Source organism: Flavobacterium kingsejongi (genome assembly GCF_003076475.1).
Classification (GTDB): Bacteria; Bacteroidota; Bacteroidia; order Flavobacteriales; family Flavobacteriaceae; genus Flavobacterium; species Flavobacterium kingsejongi.
The window spans coordinates 2524471-2546298 of record NZ_CP020919.1 but is presented as its reverse complement, the minus strand read 5'-3'; the positions used below and the strand labels follow the sequence as shown (position 1 = coordinate 2546298).

Sequence of the window (21828 nt, the reverse complement as noted above, 5' to 3'; positions counted from 1 at the left end):
CTTAATTTGAAACAGTTAATCTTATTTTTGCATTAATACAGTATCAACTACGTGTATTACACCATTAGACTGGTATACGTCTGCAATAGTTACAGTTGATTTATTGCCTTTCTCATCAGTAAGTACTAATTTTTTTCCATCCATCATAGCGGTCAGTTTACCACCACTTACAGTCGTAAGTACTGCTTTACCATTTCCGGCTTTGATTGCAGCAGCAATCGCTTTACTGTCCATTTTACCTGCAACAACGTGATAGGTAAGTACAGACTGAAGCATTTTTTTGTTTTCTGGTTTCAGTAATGTTTCTACTGTACCTTTTGGAAGTTTGTTAAAAGCAGCATTCGTTGGAGCAAAAACGGTGAATGGCCCTTTTCCTTCTAAAGTACTTACTAAATCTGCCGCTTTAACTGCAGCAACCAGGGTAGTATGGTCTTTTGAATTTACCGCATTTTCGATAATGTTTTTAGAAGGATACATGGCAGCGCCTCCAACCATAACTGTTTTTTCTTTTTGTGCAAAAGCTGAAGTTCCGCAGAATACTGTAAGTGCTAAAAGAGCAGCTGATACTAAATTTTTTGTTTTCATGGTAATTGGTTTCTTTAAAGTTTATAATGTCATTTACGGGGAAGTTTCCCTATTGGATTTACTTCCGGAGCATTTAACATAATTTTAAGTTTTAGAACCATTACTAAATGAAGCTAAACCATTACTAAACAACAGAATCGGTCGATTTAAAAAAAAAAAGCCCCTGATTACTCAGGGGCTTTACTATTTAAAAGAATCAGAGATTATTTCTCTCCTTTTTCCATTTTAGCTTTTAATTCAGCAAGAATATCATTGTTATCTCCTAAAGTAGATGCAGAAGCATTGTTAGAAGAAGAATTGTTATTCTCTGTAGCAGTTTTCACATTTTTCTCTTCTTCTTCACGGAAGATAGCAGTATGAGAAGCCACTACTCTTTTGAATTCTTTATTGAATTCAATTACTTTGAAATCAGCAACATCGCCTTTTTTCAATTTTTTACCATCTTCTTTTTCAAGGTGACGGGTTGGAATGAAAGCAACGATATCATCACCGAATTCTACAGTAGCACCTTTGTCAACGATTTCAGAGATTTCTCCGTTGTGGATTGTTCCAACAGCGAATGAATCCTCATATTTATCCCAAGGGTTAGCAGTAGTCTGTTTGTGCCCTAATGATAATTTACGTCCGTCAACATCCAGTTCCAATACGATAACGTCAAGTTTTTCACCAACGTTTACGAATTCAGATGGGTGTTTGATTTTCTTAGTCCAAGATAAGTCAGAGATGTAGATCAATCCGTCGATACCTTCTTCTAATTCTACGAAAATTCCAAAGTTTGTAAAGTTTCTAACGATACCTGTATGTTTAGAACCTACTGGGTATTTAGAAGTGATATCAGTCCATGGATCTTGAGTCATTTGTTTGATACCTAAAGACATTTTACGGTCTTCTCTGTCCAATGTAAGGATTACAGCTTCTACTTCATCTCCAACTTTTACGAAATCCTGAGCAGAACGTAAGTGAGTAGACCATGACATTTCAGAAACGTGGATCAAACCTTCAACTCCGTCAGCAACTTCGATAAATGCACCGTAATCAGCGATAACTACAACTTTACCTTTAACTTTATCACCTACTTTAAGGTCTGCACTAAGTGCATCCCATGGGTGAGCGTTTAATTGTTTCAGACCTAATTGGATTCTTGTTTTCTCATCATCGAAATCAAGGATTACCACGTTCAGTTTCTGATCTAATTCAAGAACTTCACTTGGGTGGTTGATACGGCTCCAAGAAAGGTCAGTAATGTGGATCAAACCGTCAACACCTCCAAGGTCAATAAATACACCGTAAGAAGTAATGTTTTTAACAACACCTTCTAACACCTGACCTTTTTGTAATTGTCCGATAATCTCTTTTTTCTGTACTTCAATATCCGCTTCAATAAGCGCTTTGTGAGATACTACAACGTTTTTGAATTCGTGGTTGATTTTCACAACTTTAAATTCCATTGTTTTATTCACGTATTGGTCGTAATCTCTAATAGGTTTAACGTCAATTTGAGATCCTGGTAAGAAAGCTTCAATACCGAATACGTCAACGATCATACCTCCTTTAGTTCTGCATTTTACAAAACCATTAACGATTTCTCCTGTTTCGTTAGCAGAAATAACTCTGTCCCAAGCTTTGATAGTACGTGCTTTTCTGTGAGATAATACCAATTGACCTGTTTTGTCCTCACGAACATCAATTAATACTTCTACTTTGTCACCTACTTTTAAGTTTGGATTGTAACGGAATTCGTTAAGTGAGATAACACCTTCAGATTTAGCGTTGATATCAACGATAGCATCTCTGTCAGTAATTCTAACAACAATACCATCAACAACTTCTTCCTGATCTGTAGAAATGAAAGTTTTATCAACTAATTCTTCGAATTCTCTAAGATTTTTTTCATCTACTGCATCGATACCTTCTTCGAAGTTATGCCAGTTAAACTCATTTAAAAAATCTTCTTGTGTTTTTGTTTGTTCAGACATCTGTTCTGATAAAAATTTGTATTCCGTGTTCTCTCGAGTTTCTTGATGCGATAGAAAACAGCAGAAGTGTTTTACATAAATAGTTGATTCCTAATGGAAACTCTTCTCCGCCAAAAGGTGCGCAAAATTAATACTTTATTTTTAATTTACCAAACATTCTTTGATTATTAGAATGTTAGCCCTGAACACCCCATACTTACAGTAGGTTACTCGTTATGTGGAGCACCGCTTATCGTACTTCCCTATTCCCCTCGACCTGCTGCTTTTCCAAATCTCTTGGTAAAAACCAGGAGGATTTTCCCTTGCATCAGGGCTATACAGCCCTTTCATCACAACAAGCCCCATACAAAACGCAACAAACCGGCACTATTAAGAACCGGTTTGTAGAATATACTATTGGAAGAATATTAATGGATTATAGTTGTCACCTCATTTGGATTGTGCTTGTGACGGAACATAATAGCAAAAGCCACAGCAATAATCAAAGCATAGATCGCAAAAGACAACCAGATATTATGCCAGTCTTTCATCATCAACGGATTACTAAAAACACCTTCTGGTGAGATAGTGATCCCTTGACCCGAAACAAAATCAGACATTTGTGAATTGGCAGGTGTTGTATCCAGGAACGTAGATAATTCTGTAGTAGAGGTAAAGCTTTTGGTAAAAAAACGGTCAATCGCCCATCCGGAAGTCAAACTTCCAAAAATAGCCCCAAAACCATTGGTCATCATCATGAACATTCCCTGTGCAGAAGAACGATTTTTTGCATCCGTATTGGTTTCCACAAACAGTGATCCTGAAATATTAAAGAAATCAAATGCCATTCCATATACTACACAAGACATCAAAATCATCCATAAGCCATCGATAGGATCCCCATAAGCAAACAGGCCAAAGCGCAATACCCAGGCCAACATACTAATAAGCATTACCTGTTTGATCCCGAAACGTTTCAGGAAAAAAGGAATTGCTAATATAAATAAGGTTTCGGAAATCTGTGAAATCGACATGATAATGGTAGAGTATTCAATCACAAAGGAATTGGCATATTTTGGAAAATGCTTGAATTCATCCAGGAAGACATCTCCATAAGCATTCGTAAGCTGCAAAGCACCGCCCAAAAACATCGAAAATATAAAAAACAAAGCCATTCTGTAGTTGGCAAACAACTTGAATGCCCCTAAACCTAAAGTATCCATTAGCGACGCATCTTTTTCAGTAAGCCTTTGCGGTTTACAAGCTGGTAGCGTGAAAGCATACAAGCCAAGAATTAGCGCTGCAATACCTGCAATATAGAACTGGTATTCTGTTGCTTTATTTCCTGTAAGATTGGTGATCCACATGGCAACGATAAATCCTATAGTCCCAAAAACGCGAATGGGAGGAAAATCCTTTATCACGTCTTTATTATTCAGTTTTAATGCGGTATAAGAAATGGAATTGCTTAACGAAATTGTAGGCATGTAAAAACACATGGCCAGTAACATGATGTAAATAAAGGTCGTTGGAGTGGTGACCTGTGGCAGGTAAAACAAAACTCCAGCATATAAAATATGGAGTATCCCATAGAGTTTTTCGGCATTTACCCAACGGTCAGCAATAATTCCGGTTAATGTCGGCATGAACAAAGAGGCAATTCCCATAGTTCCGAAAAGGAGTCCGAATTGGGTTCCATCCCAATTTTTAGTACCAAACCAATAATTTGCTATGGTGATAAGCCAGGCTCCCCATACAAAAAACTGGAGAAAGCTCATTGAGATCAATCTATTTTTAATTCCCATAAAATATTTTTATCGCTTTTTATTTTGAAAATTCAGCAGCCTGTAAAGCTACTATTAAAAACAATATCAGCAAAAATTAAATCGTTTTAGTAAATTCAGACACCAATTCAAGCACGGCATCGAACTGCTCCTCTCTTGTGAGGTAGGAATTATCGATCTCAATTGCATCTTCCGCTTTTACCAATGGGGAATCTTTTCGGTTGGTATCAATATGATCCCGCTGAATTACATTTTCCAGAACCTCATCATAGTGCACAGCATCCCCTTTTGCGGTCAGCTCGTCAAAACGGCGTTGCGCTCGGGTTGCAGGGCTGGCAGTCATGAATAATTTCAGTTCGGCATCGGGAAAAACCACGGTACCAATATCACGACCGTCCATTACAATTCCTTTATTCTTACCCATTTCCTGCTGTTGCTGTACCAATTTCGCCCGTACTTCTGATATTTCAGCTACACGGCTTACGTACCCTGAAACTTCCAAAGTGCGGATTTCTTTTTCAACATTAACACCATTCAGGTGCATCTCAGCAAAACCCAGCTTTTCATTGTATTGGAATTGCAGCGTAATATTAGGCAATTCCTCAATTAGCCTTGCTACTTCAAAATGGTCTTTCCCTATAATCTTTTGCTGTAAGGCATACAGCGAAACAGCGCGGTACATCGCTCCCGTATCTACGTAAATATAACCCAGGTAACGGGCCAGTTCTTTTGCAACAGTGCTTTTCCCGGTTGAGGAAAAGCCGTCAATAGCAATGGTAATTTTTCTTTCCAAAAGAATGTATTATTGAAGGTTAATCATTAAGCCAAACAAACTCGTGTTTGCAGCAGCTGTATAGCGTGAATAGGAATAATCAAATTTTATATTATTGAAACGAAGGCCAAACCCCAAAGATACCCCGGAAAAATTCCGTTGCTCATCGATCCGCAACTCCTCGCCTCTTCTAAAATTATACCCCATACGAATATTAAAACTTTTTTTCGGGAACAATTCCGCACCAATTATTACGTGGCGCAGTGCATTGTTCAAAAACGATACTTTTTCCTCTTGTGGATCTCCATCAATGATTTGTTGTGCCCGAGCCGGATTGGAAAAACCCAGCTTCCATTGCTGCAGGTTCTCCAGAGTCAGGTGCCAGCGTAACGGTACATTTTCCATTTCCTGTGAAATCCCGGCGACAATCTCCAGGGGTAACTTTTCCTGTAATCCGGCATAAGTAGAAAACTGCGTCCCTATATTCCGGATAGAAAGCCCAATATTAATATCATTATCCTGATCTATATAAAGCCCACCGATATCTAAGGCACCACCAACAGAATTATAGCTTTCTAATGTAGACGAAATCAGTTTGGCATTAGCACCAATATAAATATCGCTCCATGGAATATTATAAGCATAACCAAAGGACAAGGCAATTTCACTTCCGGTAAATTCTGCAGTCAAAGCCCCATTTTCATCCCGACCTTCAAACTTCCCGTAATTCACATAATTAACCCCTATATGTAATGTATTCACATGACGGTCCCAGGTATACGCATAGGCGGCAGTACCATATTGCACTTCCCCATAATAATTACCGTAATTGACCGAGAGGTGATTGTCCATTTCAGGATTGATCGTTGCAGGATTAAAAATCGCCTGGTTGACATCATAGTCATAAATAGTCACCGTTTTTCCACCCAAAGCGGCCTGGCGCGGTGATGTGACTAAATTCAAAAACTGATAAGTATACTTTCCTCCAATTTGGCCAAAAGACAGGGCGCAGCAGAAAAAAAAGAAGAATACCAGTATTTTTTTTAACATCTTTAAGATTAATTTATGACTACTATAACGCAGATGCGAAGATATTATTTTTAAATAAATGTATCTCTACCTAATTAAAGGCATTTTACCGCGGCAAAAATAAGCAAATAAGCGCAACTATCCCCAATTCTGCTCTTCTTATTATATACTCCAGCCTGTCTAGATATCGCAAAAAAATATCGCGGGCAAGGCCCGCGATATCTGAGTAAAAATGTATATAAAAACCGGATTTTTAATCCAGTACTTTAAAATTCTTTGGTTTTTGATCGGTAATGGCAATAGCAAGAACCTCACTCATTTCCCGGACATAATGAAATGTCAATCCTTCCAGGTATTCAGGTTTGATTTCATCTATATCCCTTTTATTTTCCTGGCACAATATGATTTCTTTAATCCGGGCTCTTTTAGCAGCCAGGATTTTTTCTTTGATTCCACCCACAGGCAATACCTTTCCGCGTAAGGTGATTTCCCCCGTCATGGCCAGGCTTTTCTTGATTTTACGCTGTTGGAAAGAAGATACCAAAGAGGTAAGCATTGCGATACCGGCACTTGGCCCATCTTTAGGAGTAGCTCCTTCAGGCACGTGGATATGAACATTGTATTTGGTCATAACTTCCGGATCAATACCCAAATTTTCGGCATTTGCCTTAATGTATTCCATCGCTAAGGTTGCTGATTCTTTCATCACGTTCCCAAGATTCCCTGTTAACGTCAGTCCTCCTTTTCCTTTGGACAATATCGACTCAATAAACAAAATATCCCCACCAACACTCGTCCAGGCAAGCCCGGTTACTACACCGGCAGCATCATTATTTTCATATTTGTCGCGTTCCATTCTTGGAGCGCCCAAAATTTTGATAATATCCTCGTCTGTCAGTTTCTTATTGTATTCCTCTTCCATCGCTACTGATTTCGCAGCATAACGTATGGTTTTTGCAATTTGCTTTTCCAGCCCTCTTACGCCGGATTCACGGGTATACCCTTCAACGATTTTTTCCAGTTGTTTTTTTCCAACAGTAAGGTCTTTACTGGTCAGTCCGTGTTCTTTCAATTGTTTCGGCAACAGGTGCTGACGTGCTATTTCCACTTTTTCCTCAATAGTATAACCCGTCATATCAATGATTTCCATACGATCCCGAAGTGCAGGCTGTATCGTAGTCATACTATTTGAAGTCGCTATAAACATCACTTTCGAAAGGTCAAAACCAATTTCAAGGAAGTTGTCATAAAAATCACTATTCTGCTCCGGATCCAATACTTCTAATAAAGCAGAAGACGGATCTCCATTATTACCTTGTGACAATTTATCAATCTCATCCAGTACAAAAACAGGATTTGCTGTTTTTGCTTTTTTCAGGCTTTGGATAATACGCCCTGGCATTGCGCCAATATACGTTTTACGATGGCCACGGATTTCCGCTTCATCACGAAGCCCTCCCAATGAAATACGAACATACTCACGTCCCAATGCTTCCGCCACCGATTTACCGATAGACGTTTTCCCGACACCCGGAGGTCCGTATAAACAGAGGATCGGCGATTTCATGTCGTTTCTCAGTTTCAGTACGGCAAGATGCTCAATAATTCTTTTCTTCACATCATCCAGTCCGAAATGATCACGGTCTAATATTTTCTGAGCCCTTTTCAGGTCAAAATTATCTTTTGAAAATTCATTCCATGGTAATTCCACAAAAAGTTCCAGATAATTCCGCTGGATTCCAAAATCTGGAGACTGCGGATTCATACGCTGCATTTTCGATACTTCTTTATCGAAATGCGTTTTGGTCTTTTCATTCCATTTTTTAGTTCTTCCTTTTGCTTTCAGCTCTTCGATTTCTTCTTCATGAGAGACACCACCCAGTTCTTCCTGAATGGTTTTCATCTGCTGCTGCAGGAAATACTCCCGTTGCTGCTGGTCCAGGTCAAAACGTACTTTTGACTGAATATCATTGCGAAGTTCCAGTTTCTGTAAATCTAAATTCATGTAGCGCAATGTTTCCAGCGCTCGTTCCTTCAGATCATTAATCATTAATAAGTCCTGTTTTTCCTTCACAGACAAATTCATATTCGAAGACACAAAATTGATCAGGAAAGAATTACTTTCGATATTTTTAATGGCAAAAGTCGCTTCAGTAGGAATATTTGGGCTCTCTTTAATAATTTGTATTGCCAGTTCTTTAATCGATTCAATAATCGTATTAAATTCTACGTCATCCTCCAACGGGCGTACTTCGGCATATTCTTTAATAGTGGCTTTGATATACGGTTCTTCTGACGTAATGGCATCAATTTCAAAACGTTTTTTTCCCTGCAGGATTACTGTTGTATTTCCATCAGGCATTTTTAATACGCGTAAGATACGGGCTACCGTTCCCACCATATTAATATCTGAAGGTGTTGGTTCCTCTACATCTTCATCTTTCTGGGAAACCACCCCAATGACTTTTCCTGCCGCATTGGCATCATTTAGCAATTTAATCGATTTATCGCGTCCGGCAGTAATTGGAATTACAACTCCCGGGAATAAAACAGTATTACGTAAAGGCAATATAGGTAAGTCGTCCGGCAGCTTTTCATTATTCATTTCCTCCTCATCTTCCGGAGTCATTAAGGGGATTAATTCAGCCTCAGTATCAAATTCGTGTTGTGACAAATTGTCAATATTAAGTATTTTGTGATTTGACATAGTATATTAAGGTCATTTTGTCATTAGTAATTAATTGCTTCACTGGGTAAAATGCTACAAATAAAACAATTATACGATTGAATATCAGCCTAAACAAAAGAATAGTCCTGATAGATCAACGGTGTAAAAGCAATTTCTATACCATAAAAAAAATCCCGCTAAACGGGATTTTAATTAGTTTAAGCTTGTCTTTTATTATTCTCCGTACTGTACATCAAAAGCGCCTTCAGTAATAGTATGGGTTGTGGTTCCTCCCGAGAAAGGCCCTACATTAAAACTGAATGTTCCTTTAACGCGCAATGCCGTTTTTTCTGTAATTGTCACTGTGCCTGAATTAGCAAAATTAGTCGTCTCCCCTACTTCATAACGTCCTCTCGCCTTATCAGTAGCCACATTAGTTCCTGTAATAGCATAAGTCCCAACAGTAATATTTTGATCTAAATTCACTGCTAATGTGTTATCGTCAGCATTAATAGCCTGGATACTAATTTGACTTGCACCGTTTACTTCTGAAACTACTACAAAAATATCATCATCTACAAATTCGGTTCCGTCTACTTTTGCAAAAAAAGTATCACCCGTAGGATTTTCGGATACATAAGGAAGATTCGTAAAAACCCCATTCGTAAAAACTTTGGATTCAGCAGCATCAAGTCCCAATCCACCGGTAAAATTAAAGGTTCCGGAAATGGTCTTGTTTGTGGTATTAATAGCTGTTATGGTAAGAACTGCCGGAGCTGTACTTCCTACATTGGTATAACTATTCTCAGCACCTGTAGGGGTATAACCAAATAAAATATCATCTCCATTATAGGTTCCAACTGTTGTTCCTGACACAATAAATCCAACGGTTCCCTGGCTATTGGTTGCCAATACCTGTATTGTTCCTGCGCTTATGTATACCTGGGTTGTACTGGAAACATAGGTTTGGTTATCAAAATCTACCTGCAGAATACCACCCGTTGGATTTGGATTCGGATTTACTTCTCCACCTACCACTATAGCAGGATCCAAACTCTCGTTATCGCAGGAATTAAACCCTAAAAGGGTCAAAAATAGTACAAGTACCGGTAATACATTTATTTTTTTCATAGGTTCGTTTGTTTAGTGCAAAATTCTTCCAAATATAGTCTTAAAATTTATTTTTCAAAACACATTCAAAAACTAAACTGTTAAAAACAAATGCTTTTAAATAAAAAAATCTGCCTTAACAGGCAGATTCTTATAATTTAATTTAATTAATGACATGGGAGATGAGCTCACTATTATATTCCTGACTCATCTGGGGTACGGCTTCTGTTTGCATCTTAATAGGACCATGATTTTTTGCAAACCAACAATAGTTTGTTACTACTACTGGTGGAGGTGTCGGAAATCCTGCAGGCAATCCTGTAACCGTTCCAGTATAAACAACCCTCACCTTTATTACATCAGTATAATTCACGTTGTTCACGGAAATAGCGATATCTTTCCCAACAATCATAGTCTGTGCTCTAACAGTTGATACTAAGTGCAGCTCAGCTATTGGCAATCCCTCCGGTAAAACAATATCGATATTTTGTGAGATTTGTTCTGACCAGGTTTGTCCTACAGCAGCATAATCTTTCAATATAATATACTCAAAAGGCACAGGAGCAGGCATTTCAAAATTTGGTATTCCAAATTCCGGCACCTCGGCAACCATAACCGATCGGGTATAATAATTCCCATTATTCTTACGAACATGGACGATGCTTTCTGCGGCCTCTTCTCCTTCTTCTATTTCAGCCTGGATCATTGCAAAATTATCAAACTTATAATACAGATTACCATTAATAGTTTCCGTACCAATAATCTTCATTGGTTCCTGAATAACACCATTTCTCTTATAGACCCACTGATTATTTAATGTCATCGGCCAATAATCCCCTGTTGAGACGCCTCCTTCGGGATCAGGATTTACATTGTTATCTACTACGGCAGGATCGATATTCTCAGTATCACAGGAGTTAAAAGAAAAGGCTGTTACCAAAAGAAAGCAATAAGCCAATAAAGTAGTTTTTTTCATGATAGTTGAATTATAAGGTTTTATGGCTCCAAAAATAAATGATTCCATCCTATTAATTCCCCTATTGACTACTTTTTATTAACTTTATTTAACAGATATACTCCTACGATGAAAAATAATGCCAAAAACACTATTGAATTTCGCATACTACCTGTTAATTGGTCGATCAGGCCATAAATCAACATTCCAATGACAATTCCTATTTTCTCAGCAACATCATAAAAGCTAAAAAAGGAAGCTGTATCTTTTGTTTCCGGCAATAATTTTGAATAGGTCGAACGGGATAATGACTGTATTCCACCCATTACCAATCCTACAAAACCGGCAGTAATATAAAAGTGTACTGGAAGGGTGACAAAATAAGCACAGATACAAATCACCACCCAAATACAGTTGATAAAAATCAGGGTTTTGATATTCCCAAAGCGATCCGAAGCCTTTGAAGTCAGGATTGCCCCAGCTACGGCCACTAATTGAATGACCAATATACTGATGATGAGCCCCATCGTTTTGTGATCGTCATTTTCCCAGGCAATCTCCTGTTCCCCAAAATAAGTAGCAACCAGCATTACCGTTTGTACGGCCATACTGTACACAAAAAAACTGGTGAGGTATTTTTTGAGTGTTACGTTTTCACCCAACAATACCCACACTTTTTTTAGTTCGCGAAAACCATTAAACAACACATCTTTTGTAACTTTATTACCGCCATTTCCCTTCGGGAGGTAGTAATAGGTATACTGGCTGAATACAATCCACCAGATCCCTACCGAGACAAAGGAGTATTGCATGGCCGTCACCGCAGGATGTTCTCCTCCTATATGGAATGTTTCAGGAGACATCACCATGGCCAGATTGAACAGCAATAGCACGACACTACCGATATATCCCATAGAATAACCTTTAGCACTCAAGGCATCCTGTTGTTCCGGAAAAGCCACATCGGGCAAATACGAATTATAAAATACAAGACTACCCCAAAAGCCAATAAGGCCGAAGAAATAAAAGGAAAGGCTCAGATAAATACGCTCCAGATCAAACCAGCACAATCCAATACAGGATAACGCACCCAGGTAACAGAAAAACTTCATAAATGACTTTTTATTTCCGGCATAATCGGCAATCCCGGATAAAAAAGGAGAAATGATGGCCACCATCAAAAAAGCGGAAGCTGTTACAAAACTGATCAGGGCGGTATTTTTAAATTCAGTGCCAAAAACTGTAATTTGTTCTATGCCTTTAATTTTAAAAATAGCAGCATAGTAAATTGGAAAAATGGCTGAAGCGATCACAAGGCTATAAACAGAATTGGCCCAATCATAAAATGCCCATGCATTCAAAAGTTTTTTATCTCCTCTTTGTAAGTTGCTCATCTTGTATTTTTTTGGAGCGAATTTATTTATTTTTTACATACTATTAACAAAAAAGCACAGTTATTACCATAATATAATATTCGCTTTCCGGTAAGGACATCATGTCAGGACAAACAAAAAAGCCACCCGAAGTGGATGGCTTTCATTATTTTTTGGATTCTGAATTATTTAAAAACAACACCAAATTTTGCAGCTTCTGCCTTGGCTTCGGGAATTAATTTCCTCAGGTTGGCAATACGTGTCGCGTTGGATGGGTGTGTACTCATAAATTCCGGAGGTGCTCCGGCACCGGAATTCGCAGACATTCTCTCCCAAAAAGCAATCGAAGCATCCGGATTATATCCTGCTATTGCCATCAGGGTAAGCCCAATCTTATCGGCTTCACTTTCCTGGCTTCTGCTAAAAGGTAATGTGACTACATATTGTGTCGTTGCCCCATATGCCTGCATAGCTAATTCCTGTGTTTGTGCACTTTTATTCCCAACAACTCCAGAAACTCCGGCAGCCCCCAGTTGCTGTAAAAGATCGGTACTCATTCGTTGTTGCCCATGATTCAATAAGGCGTGTGACACCTCATGCCCCATTACAACCGCCATACCGGTTTCATCTTTGGTGATTGGTAATATTCCGGTGTAAAAAACAATCTTACCACCGGGCATACACCATGCATTGACTTCTTTACTTTCGACCAACTTGTATTCCCAGGCATAATCTTTCAGGTATCCTTTATTTCCTGTAGCATTGAGGTATTTTTCGGCAGCCGCTTTAATTTTCATCCCTACAGTCTCTACACGTTTGGCATCAGCCGTACCGGTAATCACTTTATTCTCTTTGATAAACTGATTGTATTGCTGAAAAGCAGAAGGAAAAATAGTGGAGTCGGATACCAACGCCAAGGTACTTTTTCCCGTAAAAGGATTTGTCGCACAGGAATAAATTATCCCGAATAACAGGATCGGAAGGATTAAAATACGTTTTTTCATAGTAGTAGTTTTTTAGTTAAAATTAAAGCTTTTTTGATTACTATCAAATTAAATCGAGACGAGAATACAATGAACTGATAGCCTGATTATTATTACCGTTACGCCTGTATTTACTATTGCATTCATGTCTTATGGACAACAAATGCAATATCTGTCAGTATTCGTACTGTTGGACTTCCAATTTCTTCACACTGCAAAACAGTTTTTAAGGAAGATACAACCGATCAGAATTAAGATATTTTTATATTTCTGGCCGAATTATAACTGCGATTTATGGCTTAACTTGCAGAACAATCTTACAATCCATTTTATGAAAACCCCGCAATCGATATTGTATCTGGCTAAAGCACTTTCCCTTGTCTCCACAAAGCTGACAACCGACTTTGCCCTTAAGTTGTTTACCACACCACTAAAGCATACAATGCCAAACCGGGAACTTGCAATGGATGCCAACAGCAGACAGGAATTAATTACAATTCCGGCTTTGAGCAAGGAAGTAAATCTATACCATTATGGCACAAGCCCTACCAAAATACTATTAGTACATGGTTGGTCAGGTCGCGGTACACAATTGTCCCGAATTGCCGAGCAATTGCTTGAAGCTGGCTATTCCACCTTAAGTTTTGATGCTCCCGCACACGGTAAATCACCGGGTACTACCAGCCATATGAAAGAATTTGTCACTACTATTTTATACCTTCAGGAAAAATATGGCCCGTTTGATAGTGCTATAGGTCATTCCCTCGGCGCAATGGCCTGCCTGAATGCCGCAAAAAGAGGGTTGAATGTGCGTAAGATTGTGATTATCGGCAGTGGAGATGTCGTAGACGATATCCTAAAGGATTTTGTACGCAAGCTGAAACTGAATACCAAAATTTTCCATGCGATGAAAGCAGAACTGGAAAAACGGCTACAGGAAACCACCAACAGTTATTCTGCGTATATGGCTGGTAAGGAACTTACTATTCCGATATTAGTAATTCACGACACCGACGATAAGGATGTTCCCGTTGCAGCTTCCAAGCACATTGCCGCCAATTTGCAACACGGGGAACTGATTATCACCAAAGGGCTTGGCCATAGAAAAATCCTTGGCGATGCCGATGTCATTCGAAGATGTATCCAATTTTTAAAAAAATAGACCATGAAAAAGAGTATCGCCATTATCCTGATTGCCTTTGCTATCGCTTCCTGTACCGGACAGGACAAAAAGAAAACAAATGCTCCGGCTACTAAAAAAGCTACGCCAGAAAAACAATTTGCCGTGCAGAAAACCGATGCCGAATGGCGTAAGGAATTATCTCCCGAAGCCTATGAAGTCCTTCGTAATAAAGGAACTGAACGCGCTTTCACGGGAAAATATGTCAACACTTTTGAAAAAGGTGACTACGTATGCGCCGCCTGCGGCAATGTCATTTTTCATTCCAATTCGAAATTTCACTCGGATTGTGGCTGGCCTTCATTCGACCAGGCCATAAAAGGTTCGGTCGTTTATGTCCAGGATTATACCTTGGGAATGACACGTACCGAAGTGGATTGCGCCCGTTGCGGCAGCCACCTGGGACACGTTTTTGATGATGGTCCACAAGAAACTACCGGAAAACGCTTTTGTACTAATTCCGTTTCCATTAAATTTATACCTGCCAAAAAATAATTTTAAATCGTAGCACTATGAAAGATTATCCGATACACAAAACCGAAGCAGAATGGAAAGCCGAATTGGGACTGGAACGCTATAAAATATTACGTGACAAAGGAACCGAATTTCCACATTCGGGAAAATACAACCTCCATTACGAAAAAGGGACCTATTGCTGTGGTGCCTGTGGCGAACCCTTATTTGAGAGCAATGTCAAATTTGATGCACACTGTGGCTGGCCTTCTTTTGACGAGTCCATTCCCGGAAAAGTCGAATACATCAAAGATACCGCACACGGCATGATCCGTACTGAAATTTTATGTGCCAATTGCGGCAGCCATTTGGGGCATGTTTTTGATGATGGCCCTACCGCAACCGGACAACGCTATTGTGTAAATTCACTTTCTGTAGATTTTAAAGAATAATACCATCCTAAAACCTGTAAGCAATGGATTTATTTCAGGAAAGTACCGACTGGGCAAAGGCTTTAGCGCCATTGATCAAAAAATACAAAGACCAAAAACATCCACTGGACTATCAGAACATTTATCAACTGATGGTAATGGTGGTGCTTTCTGCACAGGATTCTGACAAGCATATCAATGAACTGGCACCGGAGTTGTTTAAAAAATTCCCAACCATGAAATCCCTTACCAAAGCCGACAAATCAACCCTGGAACCCCTGATTGGAAAAGTTCGTTTTTTTGATAATAAAGCAGGATGGTTATTAGAGATTGCAGACACGGTACAGGAGGATAAAAATATTCCGCTTACAATGTCGGGACTTACGGCACTGAAAGGTATTGGCCGTAAATCAGCGAATGTGATCCTAAGAGAGGCCGGAGTACCACCCGAAGGAATCATGGTCGATTTACATGTAGTCCGTGTAGCACCACGCCTTGGTATTGCCAAAAGCAAGGAGGCGAATAAAATCGAAAAAGAACTGATGCAGGCCTTACCCAAAAGGATGTGGCAGGAAATAGGAATGGCCATGTCTTTTTTAGGGCGTGACATTTGCCGCCCCACCCATCCCAAACATGAATTATGCCCGGTAAAGGAGCATTGTGCTTTTTGCCAGGGGAAACGGCAATAATGAGGTAAGCGATAAATGAAAGAGGACAAAATGCTGAAATAAGAAAAAAAAACTGTTATACAATAAAAGCCGGAACTTCCGGCTTTTATTGTATAAGGCTGTACTAAGGATTAGTAGTAAGCCTGTTTGTCTGCGTAACTACTATCGAATACACATACACTTTACCTTTTACTTCTCACCTTTTACCTTTAATTAAGTATTTTAATCATTTCTCCCTGCGCAGAAAAAGTAACCGTTGTGGGCATATTATCTTTAACCAATACCAGTTTGTATTCTCCATCTGCCGCTACTGCTGCTTCAGAAATCTGGTAATTTCCATAATGTTTTTTAATTTGCGCCAACGCTTCCTTGGAAACTTCAGACACCTCTATTTTTTTGTATTGCTTCTCCTGATGGTGTGCTTTATGTGGGAAAACAATTGACCCTACAGTTCCTGCATTCATCTGCAATCCGAAGGCTAAAAGCGCCAATACTACTATCTTTTTCATCCTATTTATTTTTTGGGGTTAAACACTACTGTAGTATAAAAATGATGCCGATAAATCACAACAGCCCACTATTTCACTACGAACACCTCTAAAGTAAAGGAAAAAAAGAAACAGCACTGATAATTATTTGCCAAAAAACAATGTGGAATTGCGGGGAATAGTGTAGCATCGGGGTGTGGGCGTCCCCTGCTGCGGGAGCTTTCTATTGGCTCCCGCAGCAGGTCGGGCTTTCCGCTGTATCTTTTGGGCAATCCTCATCTTGGAAAAAGAATATTTTGTACAGGCCCAAAAGGATGCCGCTGCACTCCCTCACGCGAGAAGTACTCCCTAAAAGCTTAAGGTTTATTTTTAGCCTCAATCCAACGGGCCATATATTTGGTACTATTTAGCGTGTGATGTTGTAATAGCGAACCGATGAAATTATGGTGCCGGTGCATTTTCAATTCCTGTTGCAGCAATTTGATCCGCGTTATAAAATCCGGAACATATAAAGCCTTATTATTGTGCGTTTTTAAAATAGTAATTCCATTTTCCTGTGCCTGCTGCCATATTGCCCCATCCTGATACAAGGCTACTGCCGCTGCCGCAAATTCCTTTGGATCATCAACCACACTTCCATTCCAAGGTTCCCCTGCACGCATTGATTCAGCACCAATCGTAGTGGTCACACTGGGTGTACCACACTGCATCGCTTCAAGCAACTTACCTTTAATTCCCGCTCCAAAGCGCAAGGGAGCCAGCATAACCCGCGCATTGCGTACCACCTGCAACGCATCAGCGGCCCGCCCTTCAATCAGAAAATGCTGTTTCGGGGCATGGAGTTGCAGCACTTTTTGGGATGGATACGCGCCATAGATTTTCAAAACTGCTTTTGGTAATTCTTTCGAAATCAGTGGCCAAATAGTTTCTTTAAGGTATTGTACCGCATTCCAATTGGGTTCATGAAGGAAGTTGCCAATAAAGATAAAATCGGAACGTTCTTCAAAATCCGGCCATGCATCCTGTGCCGCTTCATCTACTTCTGCAAACAAGGGCAAATAGTATAAAAGGGCAGAATCAATTTTGAATTGCTGCTGTAAAATGGTCATTTCTTCCGTGGCAATCATCAGTGTACAATCGCTACGGTAGATACTTGCAATCTCCCGTTTGGCAGTATCCGAAAACAGGTCAGCTTCCCGGAATTCCCGGTTTTCCTTCACTGCTTTCTGCCGGGCAAGCCGCAGGCAATGAAGGTCTTCGGTATCCAGTATGCGAAGCGCATCCGGGCAGTTTTCAGCCACACGCCATCCAAACTGCTCTTCACTCATAAAACGGTCAAACAACACAATGGAGGGATTCAGTTCCTGCACAAAACGGTCAAAGCTACTGCAATTGAGCACTATCGATTCCTTATGTACCCCAAGCGTTGTAATATCTGCCATAAAATCACTATCTGCCGCTGCACTGGCAAAAGTAATATCATAGCCCTGTTCCCTGAAAATAGCGATCAGCTGTAACATCCGGCTGCCGGCTGCAGAAGAATTCGGTTCAGGCCATACGAACCCGATAATCAGTATTTTTGGGATGGTTTCCATGTTTTTTGCTTGTGTTGCAAAATACGGCTATTCATTTTAAAATAAAATACGTTTTCAGGCGGTTTTTTTCAAAATATCAATCCTCCAGACTTTTATACTTCACCCAGAAACGTTATATTCGCAATATTATAAAAAACACACATCTATTTACTTATGTTACTGAACGAATTAAACGCTATTTCGCCTATTGACGGTCGTTATCGAAGCAAAACGGAATCCCTTGTTCCTTATTTTTCAGAGTTTGCACTGATCAAATACCGGGTACAGGTCGAAGTAGAATATTTCATTGCTTTATGCGAAATACCGTTGGTTCAATTGAAAAATGTTGACCCTTCCTTTTTTGGCCCACTGCGTAAAATCTATACTGATTTTTCAGAAGCAGATGCCACTGCCATCAAAGAAACCGAAAAGACAACTAATCACGATGTAAAAGCGGTGGAATATTTCATCAAAGATGCTTTTGAAGCGTTAGGATTGTCAGCCTATAAAGAATTCATCCATTTTGGGCTTACTTCCCAGGATATTAATAATACCGCAATTCCACTTTCTGCTAAAGAAGCTTTTGAAAATGTCTACCTGAAATCCCTGATTGCAGTGGTAGCACGATTAAAAGAACTAAGCACGGAATGGGCCGATGTACCGATGCTGGCCAGAACTCACGGCCAACCGGCTTCTCCAACCCGTTTGGGAAAAGAAATTGGTGTTTTTGTAGAACGTATCGAAGAACAGATGCGCCTGCTTTTCAATGTTCCGTTTGCGGCTAAATTTGGTGGTGCGACCGGAAATTTCAATGCACACCACGTGGCATACCCACAGATTGACTGGAAAAAATTCGGTGGTGATTTTGTAGAAGGCACATTAGGCCTTAAACATTCCTATCCTACCACACAGATTGAGCATTACGACCACTTTGCTGCCTTTTTTGATGCCCTGAAACGTATTAATACCATTATCATCGACCTTGATCGTGATATCTGGACGTATGTCTCAATGGAATATTTCAAGCAAAAAATCAAAGCGGGTGAAATTGGTTCTTCTGCTATGCCACATAAAGTAAACCCTATTGATTTTGAAAACTCCGAAGGAAATCTTGGTATTGCCAATGCAATTTTTGAGCACCTATCTGCAAAATTACCGATTTCCAGATTGCAACGCGATTTAACGGACAGTACGGTATTGCGAAATATTGGTGTGCCGTTTGGCCATACGCTGATTGCTTTTGAAGCGACCCTCAAAGGATTGAATAAATTATTGCTGAATGCTGATAAGTTTGCAGAAGACCTGGAAAAAAACTGGGCTGTAGTAGCAGAAGCAATTCAGACCATCCTGAGAAGAGAAGCATATCCAAATCCGTACGAAGCCCTAAAAGGCCTAACCCGTACTAATGAAGCGATTGACAAAAAAGCAATCCACAATTTCATCAATACACTGGATGTATCGGATGCGATCAAAAAAGAATTATTACATATTACTCCCAGCAATTACTTAGGGATTACAACATAAAAAAACAGCAAAACGCCTATGACCCCTGTAGAACAATTAGTGGATACTACACATCACTTATATCCTTTAATCAGCGATTTGGGTTTAATACTAATGACTGCCGGAGTTTCGGTTTTACTGTTTAAAAAAATCAGGCAGCCCCTCGTTTTGGGGTACCTGGTAGCCGGATTTTTAGCTGGTCCGCATTTTCTTTTTTTTCCTTCTGTAAAGGAAATACACAGCGTTGAGGTTTGGGCTGAAATTGGGGTTATTTTCCTCCTTTTCAGCCTGGGGCTTGAATTCAGTTTTAAAAAACTCATGAAAGTCGGCGGCACTGCCTCGATTACTGCTATCACCCAGATTGTCACGATGATATTCCTGGGCTACCTGACCGGTCAATGGATGGGCTGGTCCCAAATGGACAGTATTTTTTTGGGGGCAATTTTATCCATGTCCTCCACTACCATCATATTAAGGGCCTTTGACGAATTAAATGTCAAAGGAAAAAAGTTTGCCGGAATTGTATTTGGTGCCCTGATTGTTGAAGATATCGTAGCCATTCTCCTCATGGTCCTTCTCTCTACTATTTCCGTCAGCCAGCAGTTTTCCGGCTCCGAACTGGTCGAATCCGTTTTAAAACTCCTGTTTTTCCTGATCTTATGGTTTATCGGTGGTATCTTTTTTATCCCTACCTTATTGAAAAAGGCAAAAAACCTACTCAATGAAGAAACCCTGTTGATAACCTCATTAGCATTGTGCCTTATGATGGTTATTTTAGCTACCAAAGCCGGGTTTTCACCTGCATTGGGTGCGTTTATCATGGGATCCATTATTGCCGAAACCACACAGGCAGAACGTATTGAACACCTTATAAAACCAGTAAAAGATCTTTTTGGTGCTGTCTTTTTTGTATCCGTCGGGATGCTGATCAATCCGGATGCCCTTGTAGAATATGCCATTCCGGTACTTATCATTACGCTGATTACAATCTTTGGAAAAACATTCAGTACTACTGCCGGCGCATTGATCTCCGGACAACCGTTAAAACAATCGGTACAATCCGGTATGAGCCTGGCGCAAATCGGGGAATTCTCCTTTATCATTGCAACATTGGGTATGACCCTCAATGTGACCAGTGACTTTCTTTACCCCATTGTAGTAGCTGTATCTGCCGTAACCACATTCACGACGCCTTTCATGATCAAGATGTCGATTCCGGTGTACAATAAAATAGAACAATTATTACCCGAAAAATGGGTTTCCAATATCGCCAATTACAGTACAAACTCCCAGTCGCTCAAATCCAAAAGCAACTGGCAACTGGTACTAAAGGCACAATTGATTCAAATCGTTATCAACTCTGTTATTATCATTGCCATCATTCTGCTTTCCAACAGGTATATTTTGCCAATGGTTGCTGATTCGAAGTTTGGAAATGCTGCCGGTGCCCTCATTACCTTAATTATATTAGCCCCATTCCTTTGGGCTTTATCCTTCCGGAAATTAGCAGACAAAGCAATGGAAGCCCTGGAAAAAGAACGCAAATATCGTGGCCCTTTACTAATGCTGATTTTTATCCGCATTGCATTGGCACTCTTTTTTGTAGGATTTCTGCTTAATAATTTCTTTTCGCCTATAGTGGCCTTTATTGCACTGGTTGTAGCAATGTCTGTGTATTTTCTTTTGCCCAAACAACTGCATGCACAATACTACCGGATTGAAAAACACTTCCTGAAAAATTTCCACGATCGTGAAATTGCAGAAGCCCAAAAAAGCAGGAATGACCTTACCCCCTGGGATGGACACATGGCTAATTTTATGATTGCCAAAGAATCCAATCTTGCCGGAAAAAAATTGCAGGATCTTAAAATACGGGAAGAACTGGGCGTTAATATTGCCTTTATTAAAAGGGGGGAAATCATGATTTATGTTCCCACCCGAAATGAGCGTCTTTTCCCAGGTGATGAAATTTGTGTCATCGGTAGTGACGAACAGGTTCAGAATTTCAAATCCTACCTGGATCAAAACGAAATTGAAATTCCCAAATCAGTTGCAGATGTCCAGATCGTTTTACGCCAAATTGAGCTTACCGATGAGGAATTCATTGGTAAAGACATACGACAGTCCCAGCTGCGTGAAAAAACCGGCGGCCTCATTGTTGGTATCGAACGGAACGGGGAACGGATCCTCAATCCGGAATCACACCTCATGCTGGAACGAAACGACATTTTATGGATTGTTGGAGACAAAAAAAGAATAGCAGAAGTATTTCCTGCGTGATATAAAAAAAGCCTGAAAATAATTTCAGGCTTTTTTT

At 39.8% G+C, this 21828-nt stretch carries 18 protein-coding genes; 6 read left to right on the top strand and 12 right to left on the bottom strand.

Going from position 1 to position 21828, the window contains the following annotated elements; all coding sequences use genetic code 11:
- Positions 1-21: 21 nt before the first annotated feature.
- The 10 genes from FK004_RS11190 to FK004_RS11145 all read right to left on the bottom strand — a co-directional run bounded on the left by FK004_RS11190 (position 22) and on the right by FK004_RS11145 (position 13235).
- Complete coding sequence (locus tag FK004_RS11190) at positions 22-585, bottom strand: fasciclin domain-containing protein (RefSeq protein WP_108737342.1); 564 nt, start codon at positions 583-585, stop codon at positions 22-24.
- A 203-nt stretch (positions 586-788) separates the two neighbouring features.
- Positions 789-2561 (bottom strand): 30S ribosomal protein S1, encoded by a 1773-nt coding sequence (rpsA, locus tag FK004_RS11185; protein ID WP_108737341.1) that lies wholly within the window; start codon positions 2559-2561, stop codon positions 789-791.
- Between the two features lie 407 nt (positions 2562-2968).
- Positions 2969-4345 (bottom strand): nucleoside permease, encoded by a 1377-nt coding sequence (locus FK004_RS11180; protein ID WP_108737340.1) that lies wholly within the window; start codon positions 4343-4345, stop codon positions 2969-2971.
- A 76-nt stretch (positions 4346-4421) separates the two neighbouring features.
- Positions 4422-5117, bottom strand: coding sequence for a (d)CMP kinase (cmk, locus tag FK004_RS11175; RefSeq protein ID WP_108737339.1), 696 nt, complete (start codon positions 5115-5117; stop codon positions 4422-4424).
- 9 nt (positions 5118-5126) lie between these two features.
- Positions 5127-6146 carry a type IX secretion system protein PorQ gene (porQ, locus tag FK004_RS11170; RefSeq protein WP_108737338.1) on the bottom strand — a complete coding sequence of 340 codons (1020 nt, stop codon included), beginning with the start codon at positions 6144-6146 and terminating at the stop codon, positions 5127-5129.
- A 232-nt stretch (positions 6147-6378) separates the two neighbouring features.
- The gene (gene lon / locus FK004_RS11165) at positions 6379-8832 is read right to left on the bottom strand and encodes an endopeptidase La (protein ID WP_108737337.1); all 2454 of its coding nucleotides are present in this window, start codon (positions 8830-8832) and stop codon (positions 6379-6381) included.
- Between the two features lie 195 nt (positions 8833-9027).
- The gene (locus FK004_RS11160; RefSeq protein ID WP_108737336.1) at positions 9028-9924 is read right to left on the bottom strand and encodes a DUF6252 domain-containing protein; all 897 of its coding nucleotides are present in this window, start codon (positions 9922-9924) and stop codon (positions 9028-9030) included.
- A 142-nt stretch (positions 9925-10066) separates the two neighbouring features.
- Positions 10067-10879 (bottom strand): hypothetical protein, encoded by an 813-nt coding sequence (locus FK004_RS11155; protein ID WP_157956080.1) that lies wholly within the window; start codon positions 10877-10879, stop codon positions 10067-10069.
- 68 nt (positions 10880-10947) lie between these two features.
- Positions 10948-12252, bottom strand: coding sequence for an MFS transporter (locus FK004_RS11150; RefSeq protein ID WP_108737334.1), 1305 nt, complete (start codon positions 12250-12252; stop codon positions 10948-10950).
- Positions 12253-12416: 164 nt separating this feature from the next.
- Positions 12417-13235 (bottom strand): M48 family metallopeptidase, encoded by an 819-nt coding sequence (locus FK004_RS11145; protein ID WP_108737333.1) that lies wholly within the window; start codon positions 13233-13235, stop codon positions 12417-12419.
- A 310-nt stretch (positions 13236-13545) separates the two neighbouring features.
- On the opposite strand from FK004_RS11145, the gene FK004_RS11140 reads away from it, so the two are divergent.
- Genes FK004_RS11140 through FK004_RS11125 form a run of 4 tightly spaced genes read left to right on the top strand, consistent with a single transcriptional unit; the run spans position 13546 to position 15967 of the window.
- Positions 13546-14376 carry an alpha/beta hydrolase gene (locus tag FK004_RS11140; RefSeq protein WP_108737332.1) on the top strand — a complete coding sequence of 277 codons (831 nt, stop codon included), beginning with the start codon at positions 13546-13548 and terminating at the stop codon, positions 14374-14376.
- 3 nt (positions 14377-14379) lie between these two features.
- The gene (gene msrB / locus FK004_RS11135; protein ID WP_108737331.1) at positions 14380-14889 is read left to right on the top strand and encodes a peptide-methionine (R)-S-oxide reductase MsrB; all 510 of its coding nucleotides are present in this window, start codon (positions 14380-14382) and stop codon (positions 14887-14889) included.
- A 17-nt stretch (positions 14890-14906) separates the two neighbouring features.
- Positions 14907-15299 (top strand): peptide-methionine (R)-S-oxide reductase MsrB, encoded by a 393-nt coding sequence (msrB, locus tag FK004_RS11130; RefSeq protein WP_108737330.1) that lies wholly within the window; start codon positions 14907-14909, stop codon positions 15297-15299.
- Positions 15300-15322: 23 nt separating this feature from the next.
- A complete protein-coding gene (locus FK004_RS11125; protein WP_108737329.1) occupies positions 15323-15967 on the top strand; it encodes an endonuclease III domain-containing protein in 645 nt (214 codons plus the stop codon).
- A 188-nt stretch (positions 15968-16155) separates the two neighbouring features.
- Here the strand turns inward: FK004_RS11125 and FK004_RS11120 are convergent, their stop codons facing one another.
- Both FK004_RS11120 and FK004_RS11115 read right to left on the bottom strand, forming a co-directional pair.
- Positions 16156-16455 carry a hypothetical protein gene (locus FK004_RS11120; RefSeq protein WP_108737328.1) on the bottom strand — a complete coding sequence of 100 codons (300 nt, stop codon included), beginning with the start codon at positions 16453-16455 and terminating at the stop codon, positions 16156-16158.
- A gap of 335 nt (positions 16456-16790) precedes the next feature.
- Positions 16791-18029 carry a glycosyltransferase gene (locus FK004_RS11115; protein WP_108737327.1) on the bottom strand — a complete coding sequence of 413 codons (1239 nt, stop codon included), beginning with the start codon at positions 18027-18029 and terminating at the stop codon, positions 16791-16793.
- Positions 18030-18182: 153 nt separating this feature from the next.
- Between FK004_RS11115 and purB the strand changes: the two genes are divergently transcribed.
- Together purB and FK004_RS11105 are read left to right on the top strand one after the other, a co-directional pair.
- A complete protein-coding gene (purB, locus tag FK004_RS11110) occupies positions 18183-19532 on the top strand; it encodes an adenylosuccinate lyase (protein WP_108737326.1) in 1350 nt (449 codons plus the stop codon).
- Positions 19533-19550: 18 nt separating this feature from the next.
- Positions 19551-21791, top strand: a complete 2241-nt coding sequence (locus FK004_RS11105; protein WP_108737325.1) for a cation:proton antiporter domain-containing protein — start codon at positions 19551-19553, stop codon at positions 21789-21791.
- Positions 21792-21828 lie beyond the last annotated feature (37 nt).

Excerpts from the sequence above, each read along its gene's own strand:
- FK004_RS11155 (WP_157956080.1), bottom strand. The coding sequence starts at position 10,879 with ATGAAAAAAACTACTTTATTGGCTTATTGCTTTCTTTTGGTAACAGCC.
- FK004_RS11190 (WP_108737342.1), bottom strand. The coding sequence starts at position 585 with ATGAAAACAAAAAATTTAGTATCAGCTGCTCTTTTAGCACTTACAGTA.
- msrB (WP_108737331.1), top strand. The coding sequence starts at position 14,380 with ATGAAAAAGAGTATCGCCATTATCCTGATTGCCTTTGCTATCGCTTCC.
- FK004_RS11115 (WP_108737327.1), bottom strand. The coding sequence starts at position 18,029 with ATGGAAACCATCCCAAAAATACTGATTATCGGGTTCGTATGGCCTGAA.
- FK004_RS11125 (WP_108737329.1), top strand. The coding sequence starts at position 15,323 with ATGGATTTATTTCAGGAAAGTACCGACTGGGCAAAGGCTTTAGCGCCA.
- FK004_RS11150 (WP_108737334.1), bottom strand. The coding sequence starts at position 12,252 with ATGAGCAACTTACAAAGAGGAGATAAAAAACTTTTGAATGCATGGGCA.
- FK004_RS11180 (WP_108737340.1), bottom strand. The coding sequence starts at position 4,345 with ATGGGAATTAAAAATAGATTGATCTCAATGAGCTTTCTCCAGTTTTTT.
- FK004_RS11140 (WP_108737332.1), top strand. The coding sequence starts at position 13,546 with ATGAAAACCCCGCAATCGATATTGTATCTGGCTAAAGCACTTTCCCTT.
- FK004_RS11160 (WP_108737336.1), bottom strand. The coding sequence starts at position 9,924 with ATGAAAAAAATAAATGTATTACCGGTACTTGTACTATTTTTGACCCTT.
- lon (WP_108737337.1), bottom strand. The coding sequence starts at position 8,832 with ATGTCAAATCACAAAATACTTAATATTGACAATTTGTCACAACACGAA.
- FK004_RS11120 (WP_108737328.1), bottom strand. The coding sequence starts at position 16,455 with ATGAAAAAGATAGTAGTATTGGCGCTTTTAGCCTTCGGATTGCAGATG.
- rpsA (WP_108737341.1), bottom strand. The coding sequence starts at position 2,561 with ATGTCTGAACAAACAAAAACACAAGAAGATTTTTTAAATGAGTTTAAC.
- porQ (WP_108737338.1), bottom strand. The coding sequence starts at position 6,146 with ATGTTAAAAAAAATACTGGTATTCTTCTTTTTTTTCTGCTGCGCCCTG.
- FK004_RS11105 (WP_108737325.1), top strand. The coding sequence starts at position 19,551 with ATGACCCCTGTAGAACAATTAGTGGATACTACACATCACTTATATCCT.
- FK004_RS11145 (WP_108737333.1), bottom strand. The coding sequence starts at position 13,235 with ATGAAAAAACGTATTTTAATCCTTCCGATCCTGTTATTCGGGATAATT.
- msrB (WP_108737330.1), top strand. The coding sequence starts at position 14,907 with ATGAAAGATTATCCGATACACAAAACCGAAGCAGAATGGAAAGCCGAA.
- purB (WP_108737326.1), top strand. The coding sequence starts at position 18,183 with ATGTTACTGAACGAATTAAACGCTATTTCGCCTATTGACGGTCGTTAT.